Origin of the sequence: Salmonella sp. SAL04214 (genome assembly GCF_046550615.1) — a bacterium.
In the GTDB taxonomy this organism is placed as follows: Bacteria; Pseudomonadota; Gammaproteobacteria; order Enterobacterales; family Enterobacteriaceae; genus Salmonella; species Salmonella enterica.
The window spans coordinates 1-25108 of the sequence record NZ_JBGDXT010000017.1 but is presented as its reverse complement, the minus strand read 5'-3'; the positions used below and the strand labels follow the sequence as shown (position 1 = coordinate 25108).

Annotated in this window: 19 protein-coding genes and 1 pseudogene; 15 read left to right on the top strand and 5 right to left on the bottom strand. The window is 53.4% G+C overall.

The features are described 5' to 3' along the window. Window position 1: 1 nt before the first annotated feature. From dnaN to gyrB, 3 genes are all read left to right on the top strand, one after another. Window positions 2–1102 (top strand): DNA polymerase III subunit beta, encoded by a 1101-nt coding sequence (dnaN, locus tag ACLJQD_RS21780; protein ID WP_000673474.1) that lies wholly within the window; start codon window positions 2–4, stop codon window positions 1100–1102. 147 nt (window positions 1103–1249) lie between these two features. Next, window positions 1250–2323 (top strand): DNA replication/repair protein RecF, encoded by a 1074-nt coding sequence (recF, locus tag ACLJQD_RS21775; RefSeq protein ID WP_000060079.1) that lies wholly within the window; start codon window positions 1250–1252, stop codon window positions 2321–2323. A 28-nt stretch (window positions 2324–2351) separates the two neighbouring features. Beyond that, complete coding sequence (gene gyrB, locus ACLJQD_RS21770; protein ID WP_000072047.1) at window positions 2352–4766, top strand: DNA topoisomerase (ATP-hydrolyzing) subunit B; 2415 nt, start codon at window positions 2352–2354, stop codon at window positions 4764–4766. An 18-nt stretch (window positions 4767–4784) separates the two neighbouring features. Here the strand turns inward: gyrB and ACLJQD_RS21765 are convergent, their stop codons facing one another. From ACLJQD_RS21765 to ACLJQD_RS21755, 3 genes are all read right to left on the bottom strand, one after another. Next, entirely contained in the window at window positions 4785–5681 is an 897-nt protein-coding gene (locus tag ACLJQD_RS21765; RefSeq protein ID WP_017442055.1) for a LysR family transcriptional regulator, read from the bottom strand. A 114-nt stretch (window positions 5682–5795) separates the two neighbouring features. Next, a complete protein-coding gene (locus tag ACLJQD_RS21760; protein WP_000975837.1) occupies window positions 5796–6989 on the bottom strand; it encodes a mandelate racemase/muconate lactonizing enzyme family protein in 1194 nt (397 codons plus the stop codon). Between the two features lie 13 nt (window positions 6990–7002). Continuing rightward, window positions 7003–8265, bottom strand: coding sequence for an MFS transporter (locus tag ACLJQD_RS21755; protein WP_017442054.1), 1263 nt, complete (start codon window positions 8263–8265; stop codon window positions 7003–7005). A gap of 305 nt (window positions 8266–8570) precedes the next feature. Here ACLJQD_RS21755 and yidA point away from each other — a divergent pair, with 305 nt between their 5' ends. The 6 genes from yidA to ACLJQD_RS21725 all read left to right on the top strand — a co-directional run bounded on the left by yidA (window position 8571) and on the right by ACLJQD_RS21725 (window position 14409). Beyond that, window positions 8571–9416 carry a sugar-phosphatase gene (gene yidA / locus ACLJQD_RS21750; protein WP_000985570.1) on the top strand — a complete coding sequence of 282 codons (846 nt, stop codon included), beginning with the start codon at window positions 8571–8573 and terminating at the stop codon, window positions 9414–9416. 260 nt (window positions 9417–9676) lie between these two features. Then, a complete protein-coding gene (dgoR, locus tag ACLJQD_RS21745; RefSeq protein ID WP_000174317.1) occupies window positions 9677–10366 on the top strand; it encodes a D-galactonate utilization transcriptional regulator DgoR in 690 nt (229 codons plus the stop codon). Next, a complete protein-coding gene (locus tag ACLJQD_RS21740) occupies window positions 10363–11241 on the top strand; it encodes a 2-dehydro-3-deoxygalactonokinase (protein ID WP_000127129.1) in 879 nt (292 codons plus the stop codon). Before dgoR ends, ACLJQD_RS21740 begins: the two co-directional genes overlap by 4 nt. Continuing rightward, the gene (locus ACLJQD_RS21735; protein WP_001198742.1) at window positions 11225–11842 is read left to right on the top strand and encodes a 2-dehydro-3-deoxy-6-phosphogalactonate aldolase; all 618 of its coding nucleotides are present in this window, start codon (window positions 11225–11227) and stop codon (window positions 11840–11842) included. The genes ACLJQD_RS21740 and ACLJQD_RS21735 overlap by 17 nt, the downstream gene beginning before the upstream one ends. Then, on the top strand, window positions 11839–12987 hold the full coding sequence (gene dgoD, locus ACLJQD_RS21730) for a galactonate dehydratase (protein WP_000704735.1): 1149 nt from the start codon (window positions 11839–11841) through the stop codon (window positions 12985–12987). Before ACLJQD_RS21735 ends, dgoD begins: the two co-directional genes overlap by 4 nt. Before the next feature lie 84 nt (window positions 12988–13071). Further along, complete coding sequence (locus tag ACLJQD_RS21725) at window positions 13072–14409, top strand: MFS transporter (RefSeq protein WP_000253524.1); 1338 nt, start codon at window positions 13072–13074, stop codon at window positions 14407–14409. 25 nt (window positions 14410–14434) lie between these two features. Here the strand turns inward: ACLJQD_RS21725 and torS are convergent, their stop codons facing one another. Further along, complete coding sequence (torS, locus tag ACLJQD_RS21720; RefSeq protein WP_017442053.1) at window positions 14435–17170, bottom strand: TMAO reductase system sensor histidine kinase/response regulator TorS; 2736 nt, start codon at window positions 17168–17170, stop codon at window positions 14435–14437. A 79-nt stretch (window positions 17171–17249) separates the two neighbouring features. On the opposite strand from torS, the gene torT reads away from it, so the two are divergent. After that, complete coding sequence (torT, locus tag ACLJQD_RS21715) at window positions 17250–18290, top strand: TMAO reductase system periplasmic protein TorT (RefSeq protein ID WP_017442052.1); 1041 nt, start codon at window positions 17250–17252, stop codon at window positions 18288–18290. Here the strand turns inward: torT and torR are convergent. Next, window positions 18263–18955, bottom strand: coding sequence for a two-component system response regulator TorR (gene torR, locus ACLJQD_RS21710; protein ID WP_001747553.1), 693 nt, complete (start codon window positions 18953–18955; stop codon window positions 18263–18265). The two genes, torT and torR, sit on opposite strands and share 28 nt — an antisense overlap. 129 nt (window positions 18956–19084) lie before the next feature. Between torR and torC the strand changes: the two genes are divergently transcribed. The 5 genes and pseudogenes from torC to ACLJQD_RS21685 all read left to right on the top strand — a co-directional run. After that, window positions 19085–20269 carry a pentaheme c-type cytochrome TorC gene (gene torC, locus ACLJQD_RS21705; RefSeq protein WP_017442051.1) on the top strand — a complete coding sequence of 395 codons (1185 nt, stop codon included), beginning with the start codon at window positions 19085–19087 and terminating at the stop codon, window positions 20267–20269. After that, window positions 20259–22811: a trimethylamine-N-oxide reductase TorA gene (torA, locus tag ACLJQD_RS21700; RefSeq protein ID WP_017442050.1), complete on the top strand. Its 2553-nt coding sequence runs from the start codon at window positions 20259–20261 to the stop codon at window positions 22809–22811. The genes torC and torA overlap by 11 nt, the downstream gene beginning before the upstream one ends. Beyond that, window positions 22804–23436: a molecular chaperone TorD gene (gene torD / locus ACLJQD_RS21695; RefSeq protein WP_000595421.1), complete on the top strand. Its 633-nt coding sequence runs from the start codon at window positions 22804–22806 to the stop codon at window positions 23434–23436. The genes torA and torD overlap by 8 nt, the downstream gene beginning before the upstream one ends. Before the next feature lie 189 nt (window positions 23437–23625). After that, on the top strand, window positions 23626–25026 hold the full coding sequence (locus tag ACLJQD_RS21690) for a cytochrome-c peroxidase (RefSeq protein ID WP_000724476.1): 1401 nt from the start codon (window positions 23626–23628) through the stop codon (window positions 25024–25026). Between the two features lie 5 nt (window positions 25027–25031). After that, window positions 25032–25108, top strand: a pseudogene (locus ACLJQD_RS21685) (heme ABC transporter ATP-binding protein CcmA); the annotation flags it as partial.

The window sequence follows — 25108 nt, the reverse complement described above, 5'->3', positions numbered from 1 at the left end:
TATGAAATTTACCGTTGAACGTGAACATTTATTAAAACCGCTTCAGCAGGTCAGCGGCCCGCTGGGCGGTCGTCCTACGCTGCCGATTCTCGGTAACCTGCTCCTCCAGGTAGCGGACGGTACGCTTTCTCTGACCGGCACCGATCTTGAAATGGAGATGGTCGCGCGCGTTACGCTTTCTCAGCCGCATGAGCCGGGCGCCACTACCGTGCCGGCGCGGAAATTCTTTGATATCTGCCGCGGCCTGCCGGAGGGCGCGGAGATTGCCGTTCAGTTGGAAGGCGATCGGATGCTGGTGCGTTCTGGCCGTAGCCGCTTCTCGCTGTCTACACTGCCTGCCGCCGATTTCCCGAATCTTGACGACTGGCAAAGCGAAGTTGAATTTACGCTGCCGCAGGCCACGATGAAGCGCCTGATTGAAGCGACCCAGTTTTCGATGGCCCATCAGGATGTGCGCTACTACTTAAACGGTATGCTGTTTGAAACGGAAGGTAGCGAACTGCGCACTGTCGCGACCGACGGCCACCGTCTGGCGGTGTGCTCAATGCCGCTGGAAGCGTCCTTACCCAGCCACTCGGTGATTGTGCCGCGTAAAGGCGTGATTGAACTGATGCGTATGCTCGACGGCGGCGAAAACCCGCTGCGCGTGCAGATCGGCAGTAATAATATCCGCGCGCACGTCGGCGACTTTATCTTTACCTCGAAGCTGGTGGATGGTCGCTTCCCGGACTACCGTCGCGTTCTGCCAAAGAATCCGGATAAGCATCTGGAAGCGGGCTGCGATATCCTCAAGCAGGCGTTTGCCCGGGCGGCAATCCTCTCGAATGAGAAATTCCGCGGCGTGCGTCTGTACGTCAGTGAGAATCAGCTCAAAATCACCGCCAATAACCCGGAACAGGAAGAAGCGGAAGAGATTCTGGACGTGAGCTACGGCGGGACGGAGATGGAAATCGGCTTTAACGTCAGTTATGTGCTGGACGTGCTCAATGCGCTGAAGTGCGAAACCGTGCGCATTATGCTGACGGATTCCGTATCCAGCGTACAGATTGAGGATGCGGCGTCACAGAGTGCTGCCTACGTTGTTATGCCAATGAGGCTGTAGAATCTGAAAAGGGGCTGGTTTACTTGCCATTTCGCCTCCCGGCAGTGCTCGAAATGCTCACGTACTTCGTGTACGCTCCGCTTTCTGCGCGCTGGCGGTAGACGAACTGGCTGCGACACACACGCCCCTGGACGAATGTACTAATATATGTCACTGACGCGCCTTTTAATCAAAGACTTCCGCAACATAGAAAATGCGGATCTCGCTTTATCCCCCGGCTTTAACTTCCTGGTTGGCGCCAACGGTAGCGGCAAAACCAGCGTGCTGGAAGCTATCTATACGCTTGGCCACGGTCGGGCGTTTCGCAGTTTGCAGCCTGGCCGCGTGATTCGTCATGAGCAGGAAGCGTTTGTTCTCCACGGGCGATTACAGGGCGAAGAGCGTGAGACGTCGATTGGCTTAACCAAAGATAAGCAGGGCGACAGCAAAGTCCGTATCGACGGTACCGACGGTCACAAGATCGCGGAGCTGGCGCATTTAATGCCGATGCAGTTGATTACGCCGGAGGGGTTTACTTTACTCAACGGCGGCCCCAAATACAGAAGAGCGTTCCTTGACTGGGGATGCTTTCACAACGAAGCCGGATTCTTCACCGCCTGGAGTAACCTGAAACGATTGCTGAAACAGCGTAATGCTGCGCTGCGCCAGGTGAGTCGTTATGAGCAATTGCGCCCGTGGGATAAAGAGCTGATCCCGTTGGCGGAACAAATTAGTACCTGGCGGGCGGAGTACAGCATCGCTATCGCACAGGACATGGCGGATACCTGTCAGCAGTTTTTACCTGAATTTTCCCTGACGTTCTCTTTCCAGCGCGGCTGGGAGAAAGAGACAGACTATGCGGACGTGCTGGAGCGAAGCTTTGAGCGTGACCGTATGTTGACCTACACCGCGCACGGGCCGCATAAAGCGGACTTTCGCATTCGCGCTGACGGCGCGCCGGTGGAAGATACCCTGTCGCGCGGGCAGCTAAAGTTATTGATGTGCGCCTTACGTCTGGCGCAGGGCGAGTTCCTCACCCGCGAAAGCGGGCGGCGCTGCCTGTACCTGATAGATGATTTTGCCTCTGAACTTGACGATGCGCGTCGCGGACTGCTGGCCAGCCGCTTAAAAGCCACGCAATCGCAGGTCTTTGTCAGCGCAATTAGCGCTGAACACGTTATAGACATGTCGGATGAAAATTCGAAGATGTTTACCGTGGAAAAGGGTAAAATAACGGATTAACCCAAGATTAAATGAGCGAGAAACGTTGATGTCGAATTCTTATGACTCCTCCAGTATCAAAGTCCTGAAAGGGCTGGATGCGGTGCGTAAGCGCCCGGGTATGTATATCGGCGACACGGATGACGGCACCGGTCTGCACCACATGGTATTCGAGGTGGTAGATAACGCTATCGACGAAGCGCTCGCAGGTCACTGTAAAGATATCGTCGTGACTATTCACGCCGATAACTCCGTGTCCGTAACGGATGATGGCCGTGGCATTCCGACCGGGATTCACCCGGAAGAAGGCGTCTCGGCGGCGGAAGTGATCATGACCGTTCTGCACGCGGGCGGTAAATTTGACGATAACTCCTATAAAGTCTCCGGTGGTCTGCACGGCGTGGGCGTCTCGGTAGTCAACGCTCTGTCGCAAAAACTGGAACTGGTTATCCAGCGAGATGGCAAAATTCACCGTCAGATCTACGAGCACGGCGTGCCGCAGGCACCCCTGGCCGTCACTGGCGATACCGATAAAACCGGTACGATGGTACGTTTCTGGCCGAGCCACGAAACCTTCACCAACGTCACTGAATTTGAATATGAGATCCTGGCGAAACGCCTGCGTGAACTGTCATTCCTGAACTCAGGCGTCTCCATCCGTCTGCGCGACAAGCGCGATGGCAAAGAAGATCATTTCCACTACGAAGGCGGCATCAAGGCGTTTGTTGAATATCTGAACAAGAATAAAACGCCGATCCACCCGAATATCTTCTACTTCTCCACCGAAAAAGACGGTATCGGCGTGGAAGTAGCGCTGCAGTGGAACGACGGTTTCCAGGAAAACATCTACTGCTTTACCAACAACATTCCGCAGCGCGACGGCGGTACCCACCTGGCAGGCTTCCGTGCGGCGATGACCCGTACGCTGAACGCCTATATGGACAAAGAAGGTTACAGCAAAAAAGCTAAAGTCAGCGCTACCGGCGATGATGCCCGTGAAGGTCTGATTGCGGTGGTTTCCGTAAAAGTACCGGACCCGAAATTCTCCTCACAGACCAAAGATAAGCTGGTCTCTTCCGAGGTGAAATCGGCGGTAGAACAGCAGATGAACGAACTGCTGAGCGAATACCTGCTGGAAAACCCATCTGACGCGAAAATCGTCGTCGGCAAAATTATCGACGCCGCGCGTGCGCGTGAAGCGGCGCGTCGCGCCCGTGAAATGACCCGTCGTAAAGGCGCGCTGGATTTAGCCGGTCTGCCGGGCAAACTGGCGGACTGCCAGGAACGCGACCCGGCGCTGTCCGAACTGTACCTGGTGGAAGGGGACTCCGCGGGCGGCTCTGCGAAGCAGGGGCGTAACCGCAAGAACCAGGCGATTCTGCCGCTGAAAGGTAAAATCCTCAACGTCGAGAAAGCGCGCTTCGACAAGATGCTCTCCTCTCAGGAAGTGGCGACGCTGATCACCGCGCTGGGCTGCGGTATCGGTCGCGACGAGTACAACCCGGACAAGCTGCGCTATCACAGCATCATCATCATGACCGATGCGGACGTCGACGGCTCGCACATCCGTACGCTGCTGTTGACCTTCTTCTATCGTCAGATGCCGGAAATCGTCGAGCGCGGCCACGTTTACATTGCCCAGCCGCCGCTGTACAAAGTGAAGAAAGGCAAGCAGGAACAGTACATTAAAGACGATGAAGCGATGGATCAGTACCAGATTTCCATCGCGCTTGACGGTGCGACTCTGCACGCGAACGCTCATGCGCCGGCGCTATCCGGCGAAGCGTTAGAAAAACTGGTCTCTGAATATAACGCCACGCAGAAAATGATTGGTCGTATGGAGCGTCGCTTCCCGAAAGCGCTGCTCAAAGAGCTGGTGTATCAGCCAACTCTGACCGAAGCCGATCTTTCTGATGAGCAGACTGTAACGCGCTGGGTGAATGCGCTGATTACCGAGCTGAATGAGAAAGAGCAGCACGGCAGTCAGTGGAAGTTCGATGTTCATACTAATACGGAACAGAATCTGTTCGAGCCGATTGTTCGCGTGCGTACGCATGGCGTGGATACCGATTATCCGTTGGATCACGAGTTTGTGACCGGCGCGGAATATCGTCGTATCTGCACGCTGGGCGAGAAGCTGCGCGGTCTGATTGAAGAGGATGCGTTTATTGAACGCGGCGAGCGTCGCCAGCCGGTAACCAGCTTCGAGCAGGCGCTGGAGTGGCTGGTGAAAGAATCACGTCGCGGTCTGGCTATCCAGCGTTATAAAGGTCTGGGTGAAATGAACCCGGATCAGCTGTGGGAAACCACCATGGACCCGGAAAGCCGCCGTATGCTGCGCGTGACCGTTAAAGATGCGATTGCTGCCGACCAGCTGTTCACCACGCTGATGGGTGATGCCGTTGAGCCGCGTCGTGCCTTTATCGAAGAGAACGCCCTGAAAGCAGCGAATATCGATATTTAACCTGCCTTAATCCCCGGCCTACCGCTGGTTGGCCGGGGCATCATGATGTTCATCGACATAGCTGAATAAAAAATCTCTAAAGCGCTGAGTGGCGGGCGTTTGTGCGCGCCACGCATGGAAATAAAGGTTCATATTGCGCCGCAGCGGAGGCGTGAGCGAACAGGTCGCTAATTGGTAGCTTTTGGCGTAATGGCGGGAAAAGGTTCCGGCGATCACCACGCCTTCACACTGCGCCGCCAGCGACATGGCGGTCGCCATATGCTCCACCGTCATTTTGGGCTTAATGCGCACACCAGCGGTCGCGGAGATCATCGGAATGGATTCGTTGCCAACGGCGATCAGCTCTTCGCTTTGAATCTCTTCCCAGCGAACCGTTTTTTTATGCAGCCGATAGTCCGGATGGCAGTACAGGGCGATTTCCGTTGTGAACAGCGTTTGTTTGTCGATTTCCGGTTCCAGCGGCCGCTCCGGGCCGATACCAAAATCGGCTTCTCCCAACATAATGCTTTTTTGTAATTGCGACATGGGCTTATCAATAAGCTGTACATGGGTATGCGGGTGCTGCCGCTTAAAGGCATGGATAATTTTCGGCAAAAAGGCACAGGCTATTAATGGTGCGCCAACAACCCGCACCAGGGATTTTTTGATCTCTTTCAGGTCGCGGGCATAATTTTCGGCCCGTTGAAACTCTTCAACAACCCGCATGGCGGCGGGTAAAAACTTTTCGCCGTCGGGCGACAGCTTCACCACGCGCGAAGTGCGGTCGAAAAGGGAAACCTCCATCTGGCTTTCCATTTCGTTGATTAAACCGCTAACGGCGCCCTGCGTGATGCACAGATATTTGCTGGCGGCGGTAAAACTACGCAAATCCGCGACGGCCAGAAACGCGCGAAATTGCCGGATAGTTAAATTCATTTGCCACCTGTGTTACCCCTTTACAGAGAGGATTTTATCTCAGGCTGGATAAGGTCGTGTTGATACGACTCGCAAATACAGGGGGTCTGCCTGCGGCGCAGGCAGACAGTTGGCTTATTTTACGGTGATGGTTGGTGATTTTTTCATGGTTTCCTCGGTCAGCTCCTGGCCGATACCAGGAAGCTCCGGGACTTCGTACATGCCGTTCTTGGGTAGATAGTTGTATTTACAGGTCTGTGTATTCGGTTCCAGCAGCGCATACCGGTGCAGTTCGTGGATGACGAAGTTGGGGATTGCGGTTTCCATATGCAGCGCCACCGCTGTGGAAATCGGCCCGCCGCAAACGTGGATTTGCACCGTTTTGTCGTAAACGTGCGCCATATCGCAGATTTTCTTCACTTCGGTAATGCCGCCGCAGGTGCAGATATCGGGCTGAATCACGCTCAGGCTGCCGTTTTCCAGGAAAGGACGGTATCCCCAGCGCCAGTAAATGCGTTCGCCAGCCGCCAGTGGAATATTAACTTTATCAGCTACTTGTTTCATTTGTCCGGGGTTTAACGGCATGACTGGTTCTTCGTAGTAGAAAATACCCAGTTCTTCTATCATGCGACCAAACTGAATTGCGGATGTAGTATCCGTAAAGGCGTGCATTTCGGCGATGATATCCACGTCCGGGCCGACCGCATCACGAATGGCGGCCATACGGTCGTAGCCCAGACGCAGGATTTTATCGGTGAGAGGCCCGTTGAGGTTTTGCTGGTTCCAGTTGCCGTGGCGATCCATTGCGACGGTATCCACTTTTATTGCGTCATAGCCTTCGCTGACGGCGGTCAGCGCCGCCTGTGCATACTGCTCCGGCTCGGTCAGCATATCTTTATCGCTGCCGTCCCCCCAACCAAACTGTAGCTGACTGGCGTAGGTTCTTATTTTCTCGCGGCTTTTGCCGCCAAGCATTTTATACAGCGGCACGCCCCACGCTTTGCCTTTGATATCCCACAGCGCGATATCGATGCCGCTCATCGCCGCGGAAAAAATGCCGCCGCCGCCCTGCCCCCAGAAGGTTTTTTTGAGCATCTTTTCCCAGATAGCTTCGTTATTCATCGGGTCCATGCCGATGATAATGGCGGCTAAATCTTTTGCCATGCCGATGCCCGCAGAGGCGCCGACGCCGTAAGCCAGCCCGACTTCGCCAAAACCGGAAATGCCCTCGTCGGTATTAATTTTTACCACCACCGGACGCCATTTGCTGGTGGCGGACGCAAAATCGTTCGCCACATCAATAATATCAACGCTGGTAATTTTCATCATTTACTCCTCGTAATTAATATTTTTTAATCGTTAAGATTAATGCCGATACCACGGCGATAGCGCTGATAAAAACCAGGCATAGTAAGCCGCCGGTATAAGTTCCAGTGATAGAAATAAATAAGCCGATAAATACGGGAGATAATGAAGAGAGTCCATTGGCGACGCCGTTCATTACGCCGCTGGCGGCGGAAATAGATTTTCCGGGTATCATTCCCTGTAATAACGTCCAGGCAACGGGCGTACCCATCGTACAGAAAGCAACAGCAAAGGAGAGGAGTACCGCTGACATATATTTATGTTCGGTTATGGTACCGAAATAGATACTGACGCCAGCGAAAAACATTAATACCATTAATATGGGGGCGCTGCGTCCTATTTTATCGACGAAGATCCCCGCAGCGGCTTTAGAAAATATTGACAGGACAAAGGGAAGCGACGCCAGCCAGCCCATTTCCGCCCAGCTAAATCCCCTGGCTGATTTAAGATAGGTCGGCAGCCAGGTAATCATCCCCCAGTACAGGCATTGCAGGCACAGGTACCACAGCACCAGCAACCAGTAGCAATAGTTGGTGATCACCGGTTTGACCCGCAACATAAAACTTTCGCTGTTGCCTGCGCTTTCCGTTTCCTGCCCGGCTTTGATATAAGCCAGTTCCTGCTCGCTGATACTTTTATGTTGTTCTGGTTTATCAGCAACATATCGCCAAAGTAGCCAGAGTGGGATTAACCCAAGAGCGGCGCATAAAAAGAAGTTGGAGCGCCAGCCGTGGGTGCCTATCCACCAGGTGAAAAAAGGCATCGCAATGGCGGGTGCCACCGACTGGCCGACGATCCACGCCGCGTTTGCTCTGCCGCGCTCCTGCTTCGGGAACCAGTTTTTAATAAATACGCTTTGCAGCGGATAATAAAAACCCTCCCCAACGCCCAGTAATATACGGCAAATAATAATTAGAGCGAATGATGTTGCTACGCCGCCAATCATTAAAGCGATAGTCCAGATCAGAATACAAAGCATCATTGCTTTTCTGGGGCCGAGATAATCGCCAAGCGGTGATAATACAACGTTAGCGATACCATAAGCGGCCAGAAAGACGGTCATCATCATGCCGATTTGCAATGGCATACCTTCAATACCCATATAGGCTAAGAAGGGTTCATTCGCGGCTAATACCGAAACATTAACGCGATCGAGATAAGCAATAAATATTCCAATAAACAGACAGGCAACGATTAAAAATCTTTTCCTGGTTGGGGGGGCGGTAAGGGCCATCGACATTAGCGATCTCCTTCTCATCGGATAAGGTTATTTTAAAATATAAGTTTTTGTTGATTTTTACTGATTAAGAGCCAATCCCATTAGGCTCTAAGTGATGATGTCCAAAGTAGCAATACACATTCTTTTAGAAAAACGGTATTTTCTGTTTGATTAATGAGGTTATCTAATACATCAGGATGGGAGAATACGGCCTGAAAAGGGGAATCCCGTTTGTGAATCTTATCCCCCTTTCTCTTGGATTCTTTACTGTTTTTTGAGCGGAATCGCGTTAGCATGAGTCAGGACTCATTTAATGCGGGGATTTCATGGCTATCAAACTTATTGCTATCGACATGGATGGCACCCTTCTGCTGCCCGATCACACCATTTCTCCGGCGGTTAAAAACGCGATTGCCGCTGCGCGTGAAAAAGGGGTAAACGTGGTGCTGACCACAGGCCGTCCGTATGCGGGTGTGCACAGTTACCTGAAAGAACTTCACATGGAACAGCCCGGTGATTATTGCATCACCTATAACGGGGCGCTGGTGCAGAAAGCAGGGGACGGCAGTACGGTTGCGCAAACGGCGCTCAGCTATGATGACTACCGTTACCTGGAAAAACTGTCCCGTGAGGTGGGTTCTCACTTCCACGCATTAGACCGAAATACGCTTTATACCGCTAACCGCGATATCAGCTACTACACGGTGCATGAGTCGTATGTGGCGACCATTCCGCTGGTATTTTGTGAAGCGGAGAAGATGGACCCGAACACCCAGTTCCTGAAAGTTATGATGATCGATGAGCCTGCCGTTCTCGACCGGGCGATTGCGCGTATACCGGCAGAGGTGAAGGAAAAGTACACCGTGCTGAAAAGTGCGCCGTACTTCCTTGAAATCCTCGATAAACGGGTTAATAAAGGCACTGGCGTAAAATCACTGGCCGAGGCGCTGGGTATTAAGCCAGAGGAGGTGATGGCGATTGGCGATCAGGAAAACGACATTGCGATGATCGAATACGCCGGTATGGGCGTGGCAATGGACAACGCCATTCCGTCGGTCAAAGAGGTGGCTAACTTTGTGACTAAATCGAACCTTGAAGATGGTGTTGCCTGGGCGATTGAAAAATTTGTGCTGAACCCCGATCACTCATCCGGCCATTTCCCCGCCCGATAAGGCATAGTCGCCATCGGGCAAATACGCGCTTAACGACCCGCACTTGCTGCGGGTTTTTTTATGTCTTTCGTTTACGTCTTATAACGTTCCCATAACCAATTGTCGTTTTTGTGATCTAAATTGTAGTACAACATAATTGTGTTGTACTACATTAATGACATGATAACGACGGTTGATATCACGCTAGTACTACAAAATTGCGGCGTAATTCAGCTATCGCGGTAAAGTAAGAGAGTTCACATCGAGCACAAGGACTCTCTATGACTCTCAATAAAACCGATCGCATCGTTATCACGCTGGGCAAACAGATTGTCAGCGGTAAATACGTACCCGGTTCGGCGCTGCCAGCGGAAGCGGATCTGTGCGAGGAGTTTGAAACGTCTCGCAACATCATTCGCGAAGTGTTTCGTTCGCTTATGGCGAAGCGGCTAATTGAAATGAAGCGCTATCGCGGCGCGTTTATCGCACCGCGTAACCAGTGGAATTATCTCGATACCGACGTGCTGCAATGGGTGCTGGAAAACGACTACGACCCGAGGCTTATCAGCGCGATGAGCGAAATACGAAACCTGGTGGAGCCAGCAATAGCACGCTGGGCGGCGGAACGGGCAACATCAAGCGATCTGGCTGAAATTGAGTCGGCGCTAAACGACATGATTGCCAACAACCAGGACCGGGAAGCGTTTAACGAGGCGGATATTCGCTATCACGAAGCAGTGTTGCAGTCGGTGCATAACCCGGTACTGCAACAGTTAAATGTAGCGATCAGCTCGCTACAGCGAGCGGTATTTGAACGGACCTGGATGGGCGATGCGGCCAATATGCCGAAAACGCTCCAGGAACATAAGGCGCTATTCGATGCGATACGGCATCAGGATGGCGATGCGGCAGAGCAGGCGGCATTAACCATGATCGCCAGCTCGACACGAAGGTTAAAGGAAATCACATGACAGCTCGCTACATCGCAATTGACTGGGGATCGACCAATCTGCGCGCCTGGCTTTACCAGGGCGACAAATGCCTGGAGAGCAGGCAATCAGAAGCAGGCGTTACACGCCTGAACGGTAAATCTCCTGACGCGGTGTTAGCAGAAGTCACAACACACTGGCGCGACAGCGCCACCCCCGTGGTAATGGCGGGCATGATCGGCAGTAACGTAGGCTGGCAAAATGCGCCTTATCTGCCGGTTCCCGCCCTGTTCTCCGCTATTGGCGAACAGTTAACCGCCGTTGGCGACAACATCTGGATCATCCCCGGATTGTGTGTCTCACGCGAGGATAACCACAACGTGATGCGCGGCGAAGAGACGCAACTGCTTGGCGCCCGCGAACTTTCTCCTTCTTCTGTCTATGTCATGCCCGGCACGCATTGCAAATGGGTACAGACTGATACGCAACAAATTCATGATTTTCGTACTGTGATGACAGGCGAACTCCATCACTTGTTGCTGCGTCACTCGCTGGTCGGGGCTGGTTTGCCGGAACAGGAAGCTTCTGGCGACGCCTATGCCGCGGGGCTGGAGCGCGGTCTTAATTCTCCTGCCGTCCTGCCTTCTCTTTTTGAGGTTCGCGCCTCGCACGTGTTGGGACATCTTGCGCGTGAGCAGGTCAGCGACTTCCTCTCCGGCCTGTTGATTGGCGCGGAAGTCGCCAGCATGAGCGAATCCTTCGCGGCGCAACAGGCTATCACTCTCGTCGCTGGACCCGCGCTGATCTCACGTTACCAACAGGCGTTTCGTGCTATTGGGCGTGATGTTTCAACCGTGGATGGCGATATGGCATTTCAGGCTGGAATAAGGAGCATCGCTCATGCAGTGGCAAACTAATCTCCCTCTCATCGCTATCTTACGCGGTATTACGCCCGATGATGCCCTGGCGCACGTTGGCGCGGTGGTGGATGCGGGATTTGACGCTATAGAAATTCCGCTTAACTCCCCACAGTGGGAAAAAAGCATTTCTTCCGTGGTGAAGGCGTATGGCGGCAGGGCGCTTATTGGCGCTGGTACCGTACTGAAACCGGAACAGGTAGACCAGCTTGCCGGGATGGGCTGCAAGCTGATCGTCACGCCGAATATCCAACCGGAGGTGATCCGCCGGGCGGTGAGCTATGGCATGACCGTGTGTCCGGGCTGCGCCACGGCAACGGAAGCCTTTTCTGCGCTGGATGCAGGCGCACAGGCGTTAAAAATTTTCCCGTCGTCGGCGTTTGGTCCGGGCTACATCAGCGCGCTGAAAGCGGTACTTCCGCCGGATGTTCCGCTATTTGCCGTCGGCGGTGTGACGCCGGAAAACCTGGCGCAATGGATTAAAGCCGGCTGTGTGGGCGCGGGACTGGGTAGCGATCTCTATCGCGCCGGGCAATCCGTTGAACGCACCGCGCAGCAGGCTGCGGCATTTGTTAATGCGTATCGAGAGGCAGTGAAATGAAAATAACTCACATCACCACGTACCGTTTACCTCCACGTTGGATGTTCCTGAAAATCGAAACGGATGAAGGCGTGGTTGGCTGGGGAGAGCCGGTCATTGAAGGTCGGGCACGTACTGTAGAGGCGGCAGTACATGAGTTTGCCGACTACCTGATAGGGAAAGATCCGGCGCGTATCAACGACCTGTGGCAGGTAATGTACCGGGCCGGTTTTTATCGCGGCGGCCCGATTATGATGAGCGCCATCGCCGGTATTGACCAGGCATTGTGGGATATCAAAGGCAAGGTGTTGAATGCGCCGGTCTGGCAGCTCATGGGCGGCCTGGTGCGCGACAAAATCAAGGCCTATAGCTGGGTGGGTGGCGATCGTCCGGCAGACGTCATTGACGGTATTGAAAAATTGCGCGGTATTGGTTTTGACACCTTCAAGCTGAACGGCTGTGAAGAGATGGGCGTGATTGATAACTCCCGTGCGGTGGATGCGGCGGTCAATACCGTGGCGCAAATCCGCGAAGCTTTCGGCAGTGAAATTGAGTTTGGGCTCGATTTCCACGGTCGCGTTAGCGCGCCGATGGCGAAGGTGCTGATTAAAGAACTGGAACCCTATCGTCCGCTGTTTATTGAAGAGCCGGTGCTGGCGGAACAGGCGGAATATTATCCGCGCCTGGCGGCGCAAACGCATATTCCGATTGCCGCAGGCGAGCGTATGTTCTCGCGTTTTGAATTTAAACGCGTGCTGGACGCGGGCGGGCTGGCGATTCTACAGCCGGATTTATCCCACGCGGGCGGCATTACCGAATGCTATAAAATCGCCGGAATGGCGGAAGCATATGACGTGGCGCTGGCACCGCATTGCCCGCTGGGTCCAATCGCCCTGGCTGCCTGCCTGCATATCGATTTTGTTTCGCGCAACGCGGTATTCCAGGAGCAGAGCATGGGCATTCACTATAACAAGGGCGCGGAACTGCTCGACTTTGTGAAAAACAAAGAAGACTTCAGCATGGACGGCGGCTTCTTTAAACCCTTAACCAAACCGGGTCTTGGCGTAGACATTGACGAGGCCAGGGTGATTGAACTTAGCAAAAGCGCGCCGGACTGGCGTAATCCGTTGTGGCGGCACGCTGACGGATCGGTAGCTGAGTGGTGATCGCCACGCTGTAGGCTCAACAAACGTCGCCCTCCGGGCAACCCAATTTAAATATAAAAACACACCCTCTGTAATTTACAGGGCATGGTGAGCGGCCTCGCTATGCCCAGAATCTGGAGACAGATGACGATGGATATTTCAGTTACAGCTGCACAGCCGGGGCGTCGCCGCTATCTGACGTTGGTGATGATCTTTATTACCGTGGTGATTTGCTACGTCGATCGCGCCAACCTTGCCGTGGCTTCCATGCATATTCAAAAAGAATTCGGCATTACCAAAGCGGAAATGGGCTATGTCTTCTCCGCTTTTGCCTGGCTCTATACGTTATGCCAGATCCCTGGCGGCTGGTTTCTCGACCGTATTGGGTCCCGGCTGACCTATTTTATCGCTATCTTCGGCTGGTCAGTCGCGACGCTATTGCAGGGGTTTGCGACGGGACTATTGTCGCTTATCGGCCTGCGCGCTATTACCGGGATTTTCGAGGCGCCGGCCTTTCCGGCAAATAACCGGATGGTCACTAGCTGGTTTCCGGAGCATGAGCGCGCATCCGCAGTCGGGTTCTACACCTCCGGACAGTTCGTCGGACTGGCATTCCTTACGCCGCTGCTGATCTGGATTCAGGAAATGCTGAGCTGGCACTGGGTCTTTATCGTCACCGGCGGTATCGGGATTATCTGGTCATTGGTCTGGTTTAAGGTTTATCAACCGCCGCGTTTGACGAAAAGCCTTAGCCAGGCGGAGCTGGAGTATATTCGCGATGGCGGCGGTCTGGTGGATGGCGATGCGCCAGCGAAAAAAGAGGCCCGCCAGCCGTTGACGAAAGCCGACTGGAAACTGGTGTTCCATCGTAAGCTGGTGGGCGTCTACCTCGGTCAGTTCGCCGTAAACTCTACGCTATGGTTCTTTCTGACCTGGTTCCCTAATTATCTGACCCAGGAAAAAGGCATTACCGCGCTAAAAGCGGGCTTTATGACGACCGTACCGTTCCTGGCTGCCTTTTTTGGCGTACTGCTCTCCGGTTGGCTGGCGGATAAACTGGTGAAAAAAGGCTTCTCGCTGGGCGTGGCGCGCAAAACGCCGATTATTTGCGGTTTGCTCATCTCCACGTGCATTATGGGCGCTAACTACACTAACGATCCGTTGTGGATTATGGCGTTGATGGCGATAGCTTTCTTCGGCAATGGATTTGCGTCCATTACCTGGTCGTTAATTTCTTCCCTTGCGCCGATGCGGTTGATTGGCCTTACCGGCGGTATGTTTAACTTTATCGGTGGGTTGGGCGGGATTAGCGTACCGTTAGTGATTGGTTATCTGGCGCAAAGCTACGGTTTTGCTCCGGCGCTGGTCTATATCTCCGTTGTGGCCCTGCTGGGTGCGCTGTCTTACATCCTGTTAGTGGGCGATGTGAAACGCGTCGGATAAGTTGGCCGTGGCGAGCCGGAAGCTATTATGGCGAAGGATGACCGGCTATCCATGCGTCGAGCGCCGTCACTCCCTGCGTCACGATAGTTTTAATATCTATATCGCTAAGCGGTTGCAATTCCAGCTCCCGACAGGCTTCGGTTGCCTGCGTCATCCCCAGGCTGGCGCAGCCGCTTTTTAATTTATGCGCCAGCCGCTTAATGTTAACGTCGTCATTCATGGCGCGCGCCGCCTCGATCTCCTCGACTAAAGGCAGCGCGCTGTCTTTGAATAACGCGACCCATTGCCGGAGTTTTTCCGGGCCGACAGACGCCATATCGCCGGCAAGCTGATGTTCATTCAGCATCGCCCGCGCGTTGTGAGATTTGCCCTGTAAATAGTGCGCTATCATACGGTAAAGCTCCTCGCGGGGAACGGGCTTTTGAATAATCCCGCAAAAAAGACCGGCGGTACGCTGACGAAGATTATCGTCTATCACATGCGCGCTAAAACCAATGCGTTTCATGGCGGGATACTGACTCATCAACTGCTGCGCCAGGGTTAAGCCGTCATAATCCGGTAAATCAAAATCCACCAGCGCCACATCAAAGGACTCGCCTTCGGCTAAACAGCGTAGCGCGTCATTCGCGCTTTCAGCTACTGAGACCTTCACCCCTTTGCCCATGAGCATTTCAGCGGTAATACGCTGCGTCAGCATATTATCTTCAATCAGCAACAGGCGTAGTCCGTTAAGATTTATCGGTTCCCTGAACGCATTTTTGCTTGCGGGTTTGGGGTGGCGAACCGGCAGTTGTAAACGAAAACAACTGCCAACATGAAGCGTACTGGTGACGGTTAGCGTCCCGCCCATTGCCTCTGCCAGGCTGGCGCTGATAGCCAGCCCCAGGCCCGTCCCGCCCCGGCGTCCTGTCGCCTGCACAAACGGTTTGAAAATAGCCGTCAGCTTCGCTTCAGGGATACCGCATCCGGTATCTTCAACCTCAATAAACCAGCTCTGATCGTCGCAAAACGTGCGCAGCACTATGCTGCCGCGATCGGTAAATTTCGCCGCATTACTTAAAAGATTAATCACAATTTGACGTATCCGGCGCGGATCGCCTTGTAGCGTGGAGGGGAGTTGCTCGCTAAAGTCGGCGATGAGCGCCACCTGCACGCGGCTGTGCATTAAATGCAGCGCGCTATTCAACAATTGTCGCGGTTCAAACGGCTCCTCGCTAATAGAAACGTTGGTGCCGCCTACTTCAATCGCCGAGTAATCCAGAATATCGTTAAGAATCGCCAGTAGCGATTCGCCTGAATCATTAATGGCCTGTAAGTCGTCGCGGTAGTTTGCCATGAGCGGTTTATCGGCCAGCAATTGTACCGTACCGAGAATGCCGTAAAGCGGCGTGCGAATTTCATGGCTCATGGCGGCAAGGAACGTCGATTTCGCCTCGTTGGCCTTTTCCGCTTCGGCGCGCGCCTGCCGGTGTTCCAGCACCAGCGCATGAAGCTCCGCCGTTTGCGATCGCACCTGTTCCGCCAAATCCTCACGATGGCGGTTTAATTTGCGCACGTTGGCGCGAAACGCTTCCATCAGACGGCTGATGGTATCCAGTTCGCTGACGCCAGCCGCCTCCGGAAACGGCGAATCAATATCGCCCTCCAGTAACCGCTGTAAGGCCTGCGTTTGTTGCGCCAGCGGGCGGGATACGGAACGGTAAACCACTCGCCAAAGAATAAAACTTAATGAGCACAGCGCCAGGATACCTAAGATCACTAACCCTATTTGCCCACGCTGACTGGCGTGTGTAAGACGCGCTAACCCAGCCTCGTTTCGTTTTTCGATGGCGTTCACCAACTGCGACACTTCCGTACTGAAGCGGGTAAACTGAAAGAGGTTATTGGCCATAAGCGTTTGAAGCTGGTCGCGGATGGCGTTTTCCTTACGAAACAGGGTAACCAGTGTGGTGTACTGGTTTATTTTCTCCAGCGCGTCGGCGATTTGGGCGCGAACGGTAGGATCTTCTATACGCTGCTGGCGGCGGGATAAAATTTTAACCAACTGATTAAGTTTTTCATCGGTGTCCTCGGCATCGCTCAGCCCTTGCGCGTCTTTTAAGGTCACAATGAGCTGCTTAAACCGCAGGGCATTGACCCGCAACTCATTCATCTGATTCACATACTCAAGGTCGATATCAATCAATCGGTCAAGCGCGCGTTCAGCCTGGTCCCCTTTACCGCTTTCGATAAGATCGTAAATACCGGCCTGGGTGGCGCCCGCAGATGTCGCGGCATTATTGGCCTGGCCGTGAGCCTGGGCGGCAATGCTTTCCGCCGCCTCCGCAATCTGGCGGCTTAACTGCTGTTGCTGTGCGCGCAGCGTGAGAATTTCACCGACCAGCGTTCCCTGTTGCCCAAGCGTTTGCGCAATCTCTTTTTCTTGCCGGGCGATGGCCGAGGTATTAAATCCCTGCTCGCTTAATGCCTGCAAAAGATGGTTAATTTTAAGGCTTTGCGCTTTCAGCATCTTCCCCTGCGCCAGCCAAACGCCCTCACTGTCGGCATTGGTCAGATTTTGCGCGGAGAAGAGCTCGTAAGCGCTGGCTTCGCTTAACTGCCTGGCCATATTCATCGTGGGGAGCAGCGCTTGCGTATTGGTTTGCTCCACCTGACTAATGACGCGCAGGCTTATCCAGCCGATCACGGTGCTGAGCAGGGTGAGTGCCGCCATCAGGGCGAAGGCCAGCCATAATCTGCGGGTCAGTGAAGGCGTTGACATTTATGCGCCGCGGGTGAAATGGGTTGAGTTGCCGCCGGAAAAACCATTAGGATAAAACCTTATTGCTGGTGGGGCTATCATGCGCGCGCTTATTTCGTTCTTTTTTTTGATAATCATCGTCTCGAATGTAGAAACGGCGTCAGCCGAAACCGGACTGCTACACTGGACGCGCGCCGATCGGGCGATTCCCTGGCGGCAAACGTCAGTCAATGCGAGTAAACCCTGGAAACTGTGCGCATTATACCCCAGCCTGAAAGATTCTTACTGGTTGTCCGTCAACTACGGGATGCAAAAAGCGGCCAAATTGTATGGCGTTGATTTAAAAGTGCTGGAAGCGAATGGCTATCGGCAACTGGCGACGCAACAACAGCAAATGATGCAGTGTCGGGAGTGGGGCGCCGACGCTATTCTGCTTGGCAGCAGTACCGATCGTTTCCCGGAACTGGAACGGTATGCCGGTAATGTGCCGGTTATTGAACTGGTGAACATGATTCACGATGCCAGCGTCGCAACCCGCATTGGTCTGCCGTGGTTTCAGATGGGTTATCTGCCGGGACGTTTCCTGGTGCAGTGGAGCAAAGGAAAAGCCCTTAACGTTTTACTCTTCCCGGGGCCGGAAGAAGCCGGCGGCAGTCAGGAGATGGTGGCGGGTTTTCGTCAGGCAATTAAAGGCAGCGCCATCAACATTGTGGATATCGCCTGGGGCGATAACGACATTGAAGTGCAACGAAACTTACTCCAGGAAATGCTGGAGCGCCATCCGGACGCCAATGTGGTCGCCGGGTCGGCGATAGCGGCGGAGGCGGCGATGGGCGAAGGGCGAAATTTGACGACTCCGCTCACGATCGTCTCATTTTATCTGACGCATCAGGTTTATCGCGGTTTAAAACGCGGCCATATCCTGATGGCGCTCAGCGATCAGATGGCCTGGCAGGGAGAATTAGCGATAACGCAGTCGATTAAGGTCTTACAGGGGCAACCGGTGCCTGAAAATATCAGCCCGCCGGTGCTTATTTTGACGCATAACAACGCCGACAGCGCGCGCGTTCGCCGTTCGCTATCGCCTCCGGGATTTCGGCCCGTCTATCTGTATCAATACACCTCCGAGGCTAAAAAGTAGCCTTCGCCATGCTGTGTGACCAGCAGTTCCGGTGTAATTTTATGACGTAAGCGGCGAACCAGGACATCAATCGTGCGGAGATCCGGGGTCTCTACGCGGCGGGCGGAAAGCATTCGCAGCAGGCGTTCGCGATGCAGTACTTTGCCTGGGTTGGTCACAAAGGCCAGCAGTAGCTCGTACTCCGCGCGCGTAAGCTTAATGGCTTCACCGTTGTACTCCAGCGTGTGATTCATCACGTTCAGGCAGTAACCGGAAAACATATAGCAGTTTTCACTGGCATTTTGCGGCGTGGGGCGGGCCAGATCGATGCGCCACAAAAGGTTTTTCACCCGCACTACCAGCTCGCGCAGTTCCAGCGGCTTGGTGACGTAGTCGTCCGCGCCCATCTCCAGCCCGACGATGCGGTCTATTTGGTCGCAACGCCCCGTCACCAGAATAATGCCCACCGTGGAGCGTTCGCGTAGCGCCCTGGTCAGCATCAACCCGTTTTCGTCGGGGAGGTTGATATCCAGCAGGATCAGCGAAACGTGCTCATGCTCCATGATGTCGCGCAGGCCCGCGCCGCTGTCGGTCACCGAAACGCGATACCCCTCCTGCTCAAAATAGGCCTGTAATCTGGCCTGAGTAACAGGTTCATCCTCAACAATAACAATGTGATGTGACATCCTGCGCGCGGTCTCTTTCTGTTCATATCTGTTCATATATTGCCGTATCCCGTTCATCCTGACCAGTGACGCTGTTCATATTTGCGGAATAAGATCTGCGCATTAAACCATATAATTACAGGGGCTATTATGCGAAAACTCTGGAGAGAGCTACTCAGGCCAAGCGCCCGTTGGTCGATACTGGCGCTGGTCATTGTCGGGATTGTGATCGGCGTTGCGCTGATCGTGTTACCTCACGTCGGTATCAAACTGACCAGTACGACAGAGTTTTGCGTCAGCTGCCATAGTATGCAGCCGGTGTATCAGGAATATAAACAGTCCGTACATTTCCAGAACGCTTCCGGCGTACGCGCGGAATGCCACGATTGCCATATCCCCCCTGATATTCCAGGCATGGTGAAACGTAAGCTGGAAGCCAGCAACGATCTTTACCAGACATTTATCGCCCACTCGATTGATACCCCGGAAAAATTTGAAGCCAAACGCGCCGAGCTTGCCGAGCGTGAATGGGCGCGCATGAAAGAGAATAACTCCGCGACCTGTCGTTCCTGCCATAACTACGATGCGATGGATCACGCGAAACAGAACCCGGAAGCGGCGCGGCAAATGAAAATCGCCGCGAAAGAAAATCAGTCCTGCATCGACTGCCATAAAGGGATTGCCCACCAGCTACCGGATATGAGCAGCGGTTTCCGCAAACAGTTTGATGAACTGCGCGCCAGCGCCAGTACGCATAATGACGGCGATACGCTCTATTCGCTGGATATCAAGCCGATTTACGCCGCTAAAGGCGATAAAGAACCGGCAGGTTCGCTGTTACCTGCTTCTGAAGTGAAAGTCCTTAAACGGGACGGTGACTGGCTGCAAGTGCAAATCGAAGGCTGGACGGAGACGGACGGTCGCCAGCGCGTGCTGACGCAGTTGCCCGGTAAACGTATTTTTGTCGCCTCGATTCGCGGCGATGTGCAACAGCATGTGAAAACGCTGGAAGAGACCACCGTCGCGGCGACCAATACTCAGTGGAGCAAATTACAGGCAACTGCGTGGATGCAAAAAGGCGACATGGTAAATGACATTAAACCGATTTGGGCCTATGCCGACTCCCTCTATAACGGCACCTGTAATCAGTGTCACGGCGCGCCGGACAAAGCGCACTTTGACGCTAACGGCTGGATCGGCACGCTCAACGGCATGATCGGTTTCACCAGTCTGGATAAGCGTGAAGAACGTACCTTGTTGAAATATCTCCAGATGAATGCGTCTGATACCACCAACACGCCGCACAGCGATAAGGGAGAAAACAATGAAAAATAAGGACACGCTACACGTCTCTCGTCGACGTTTTCTGGCGCAGCTTGGCGGTTTGACGGTGGCAGGAATGCTGGGGCCGTCACTGCTGACGCCCCGTAGCGCCCGCGCGGCGGATGCCGTTGCGCCAGGCGCCGCGACGAAAGAGGGTATCCTTACCGGTTCTCACTGGGGGGCGATTCGCGCCACGGTGGTTGACGGTCGATTTGTGGCGGCAAAACCGTTTGAACAGGATAAATACCCGTCCAAAATGATCGCTGGTCTGCCCGATCACGTCCACAACGCGGCGCGTATTCGCTATCCGATGGTGCGCGTCGACTGGATGCGCAAAGGTCATCAAAGCGACACCTCGCAGCGCGGCGATAATCGTTTTGTGCGCGTCTCCTGGGATGAAGCGCTGGATCTGTTCTATCAGGAACTGGAGCGGGTGCAAAAAACCTACGGGCCGAGCGCGTTACTGACGGCGAGCGGCTGGCAATCTACCGGCATGTTCCATAATGCCTCCGGGATGCTGGCGCGCGCGATTGCGCTACATGGCAATAGCGTTAGCACGGGAGGGGACTATTCGACCGGCGCGGCGCAGGTGATTCTGCCGCGCGTGGTGGGTTCAATGGAAGTGTACGAGCAGCAAACGTCATGGCCTCTGGTTTTACAGAACAGTAAAACGATTGTGCTATGGGGTTCTGATATGGTGAAAAACCAGCAGGCAAACTGGTGGTGCCCGGATCACGATGTCTATCAGTACTATGAACAATTAAAAGAGAAGGTTGCCAGCGGCGCTATCTCGGTCATCAGCATCGACCCGGTTGTTACCTCCACGCACGATTATCTGGGGCGCGATAAGGTCAAACATATCGCCATTAACCCGCAGACGGATGTCCCGTTACAACTGGCGCTGGCGCATACCCTGTACAGCGAGAAACTGTACGATAAAAATTTCCTCGATAACTACTGCGTCGGTTTTGACCAGTTCCTCCCCTATTTGCTGGGCGAAAAAGATGGACAGCCCAAAGATGCCGCCTGGGCGGAAAAACTGTGCGGTATTGACGCCGACACCATCCGCGCGTTGGCGCGGCAGATGGCGGGCGACAGAACGCAAATCATCGCTGGCTGGTGCGTGCAACGTATGCAGCATGGCGAACAGTGGTCATGGATGGTCGTCGTGCTGGCGGCAATGCTGGGACAGATTGGTTTACCGGGCGGCGGCTTTGGTTTTGGCTGGCACTACAACGGCGCCGGGACGCCTGGCCGTAAAGGGATCATTTTAAGCGGCTTTTCCGGTTCGACGACCGTTCCGCCAGTACACGACAGCACGGATTACAAAGGCTACAGCAGTACCATTCCTATTGCGCGTTTTATGGATGCCATTCTTGAACCGGGCAAGGTCATTAACTGGAACGGCAAATCGGTTAAATTACCGCCGCTGAAGATGTGCGTGTTCGCCGGGACCAACCCGTTCCACCGACACCAACAAATTAACCGCATAATTGAAGGCTGGCGCAAGCTGGAAACGGTCATCGCTATTGATAACCAGTGGACGTCGACCTGCCGCTTTGCGGATATCGTTTTGCCGGCTACCACCCAATTTGAGCGTAACGACCTCGATCAGTTCGGCAATCACTCTAACCGCGGCATTATCGCCATGAAACAGGTGGTGTCGCCGCAGTTTGAAGCGCGTAACGACTTTGATATTTTCCGCGATCTCTGCCGACGCTTTAACCGTGAAGCGGCATTCACGGAAGGTCTTGATGAAATGGGCTGGCTGAAACGCATCTGGCAGGAAGGGAGCCAGCAGGGAAAAGGTCGCGGTATCCACTTACCGACTTTCGAGGTGTTCTGGAATCAACAGGAGTACATCGAGTTTGATCATCCGCAGATGTTTGTGCGCCATCAGGCTTTCCGTGAAGATCCGGACCTGGAGCCGTTGGGCACGCCAAGCGGCTTGATCGAGATTTACTCCAAAACGATCGCCGACATGCAATACGACGATTGTCAGGGCCATCCCATGTGGTTCGAAAAAATCGAACGCTCGCATGGCGGGCCGGGATCGCAGCGCTGGCCGTTGCACTTACAGTCCGTCCACCCTGATTTCCGTCTGCATTCCCAACTGTGCGAGTCGGAAGCGCTGCGTCAGCAATATGCCGTTGGCGGCAAGGAGCCGGTCTTTATTAACCCACAGGATGCCAGCGCACGCGGGATCCGCAACGGTGACATCGTGCGGGTATTCAATGCACGCGGGCAGGTACTGGCGGGGGCGGTAGTTTCCGATCGCTATGCGCCGGGCGTGGCGCGAATTCATGAAGGCGCCTGGTACGATCCTGATAAAGGCGGCGATCTCAACGCGTTATGTAAGTACGGCAACCCTAACGTATTAACGCTGGATATCGGTACATCACAGCTCGCGCAGGCGACCAGCGCGCATACGACGCTGGTGGAAATTGAAAAATATACCGGCCCTATTGATAACGTCACAGCGTTTAACGGTCCGGTCGAGATGGTCGCGCAGTGTGAATATGTACCCGCATCGCAGGGGAATCCGCATGATTAAGCAGCCAGCGCTTGCTCAGGAACAGTACGCCTGCGTATATGCATGGCTGGCGTTACTCTTTTTCCGGGAAGTGGATGATGAAGGGTTAATACAATTACAGTCCGCGGAAATCGCGGACTGGCTGGCGCTGTTAAAGCGTCAGCCTGCGCTGGCGGCGTCGGTGGCGTTACTCGAACAAAAAATTGCCGCGCTTAGCCTACGCCAGGATGCGCAGCTGGAGCTGGCCGCAGATTTTTGCGGATTGTTCCTGATGACGGATAAAAAATCGGCCTTGCCCTACGCCTCGCAATACCCGCAGCAGGAACCCGGCATGATTAAACATTTATTGCTTGAAGCCGGGATGGAAGTCAACGACGATTTTAAAGAGCCGACCGACCACCTGGCGATTTATCTGGAATTACTCAGCCATTTACATTTTTCATTGGGTGAATCGTTCCAACAACGGAGAATGAATAAATTACGCCAGAAAACATTGTCGTCATTACTGGAATGGCTTCCGGAATTTACAAATAATTGCCTTAAGCATGATCCCTATGGTTTTTATGCTGCGTTAAGTCAATTATTGTTGGCTATCGTTCGTTTTGATGACGGAAAAGAGGATTTATCCATTGTTGCGGCTGAATAAACCCTGTGACGGGCATCGCAAAATAAATCTTACGATAGTCGGGGGTTATCATATCTATAGGTTTAGCCAATTGTAATTATTGATACCAATCAATATCCATGATGGGTTTGTATTTAGTATTGACGGGCCTCATGAGTAAAAAAATAAAATTTAATTAATCATGCCGCAATACCCCATAAGGATAGTGATATGAAAAAAATTACCCTCTATGCGACAACGGTTATCACCGTTGGGCTGTTATGTTATTTAGGCTTGTCCGGGTATGTATGGTATTACGACAAACAGCGCAGTAAAAAAAGCGATGTGCAGGCCTCGGTTGTGGGTGAAAATAATAAAATACTGGGTTATTTCAGGGAGAAAGGATGTGATTATTGTCATACGCCTTCCGCTGAATTACCTTTTTATTCCTCTTTTCCGGTGGCAAAGCAGCTAATGGATTACGATATCCAGCTTGGCTACAAATCGTTTAACCTGGAGGCGGTACGGGCCGCCCTGATTGCGGATACGCCGGTGCCGCAAAGCGAACTGAATAAAATTGAATGGGTTATGCAACATCAGACTATGCCGCCAACCCGCTATGTCGCGCTGCACTGGGCGGGGGGCGTCAGTGATAAAGAGCGTACTGACATCCTGAACTGGATAGCCGATCAGCGTGAGCGCAACTATGCCAGCGCCGATACCGACCCCGCGCACCGGAATGAACCCGTTCAGCCTATTCCGCGCAATATTCCCGTCGATGCGAAAAAAGTCGACTTAGGTTTCCGGCTTTATCATGATGAACGTTTATCCGGCGACAGCACAATATCCTGTGCGCATTGTCACGCGTTAAATGCGGGCGGTGTCGATGGCAGAAAAACCTCAATTGGCGTTGGCGGTGCGGTAGGACCAATAAATGCGCCGACGGTATTCAACTCCGTATTTAATATCGAACAATTTTGGGATGGTCGTGCTGCAACTCTGCAGGAGCAAGCAGGCGGACCGCCGTTAAATCCTATTGAAATGGCTTCTAAATCCTGGGATGAAATTATTAGCAAGCTTGATAAAGATCCTGTCCTGAAAAAAGATTTCCAGGCGGTTTATCCGCAAGGATTTACCGGGGAAAATATTACTGATGCGATCGCCGAATTCGAAAAAACGTTGATAACGCCGGATTCCGCCTTTGATAAATGGCTACGTGGAGATGAAAATGCGCTGACCGCGCAACAGAAACACGGTTATCAATTATTTAAAGAGAATAAATGTGCAACCTGTCACGGCGGTATCATTTTAGGCGGGCGCTCTTTTGAACCATTGGGATTAAAGCGAGACTTTAATTTTGGCGAAATTACCGCAGCGGATATTGGTCGTATGAACGTCACCAAAGAGGTTCGCGATAAATTACGGCAAAAAGTCCCGGGCTTACGCAACGTCGCGTTAACGGCACCTTATTTCCATCGGGGCGACGTACCGACGCTGGATGGCGCGGTAAAACTGATGCTGCGTTATCAGGTTGGCACCGATCTGCCGCAAAACGATATTGACGATATCGTCGCCTTCCTGGAAAGCCTGACCGGTGTTTATACGCCATATCAACCTGAATATGCGCAATGACGATGATGCTTGAAGCCAGAGATCTGTACTGCGAGCGGGACGAGAGGACGCTGTTTCGCGGGCTGTCGTTCACCGTGGAGGC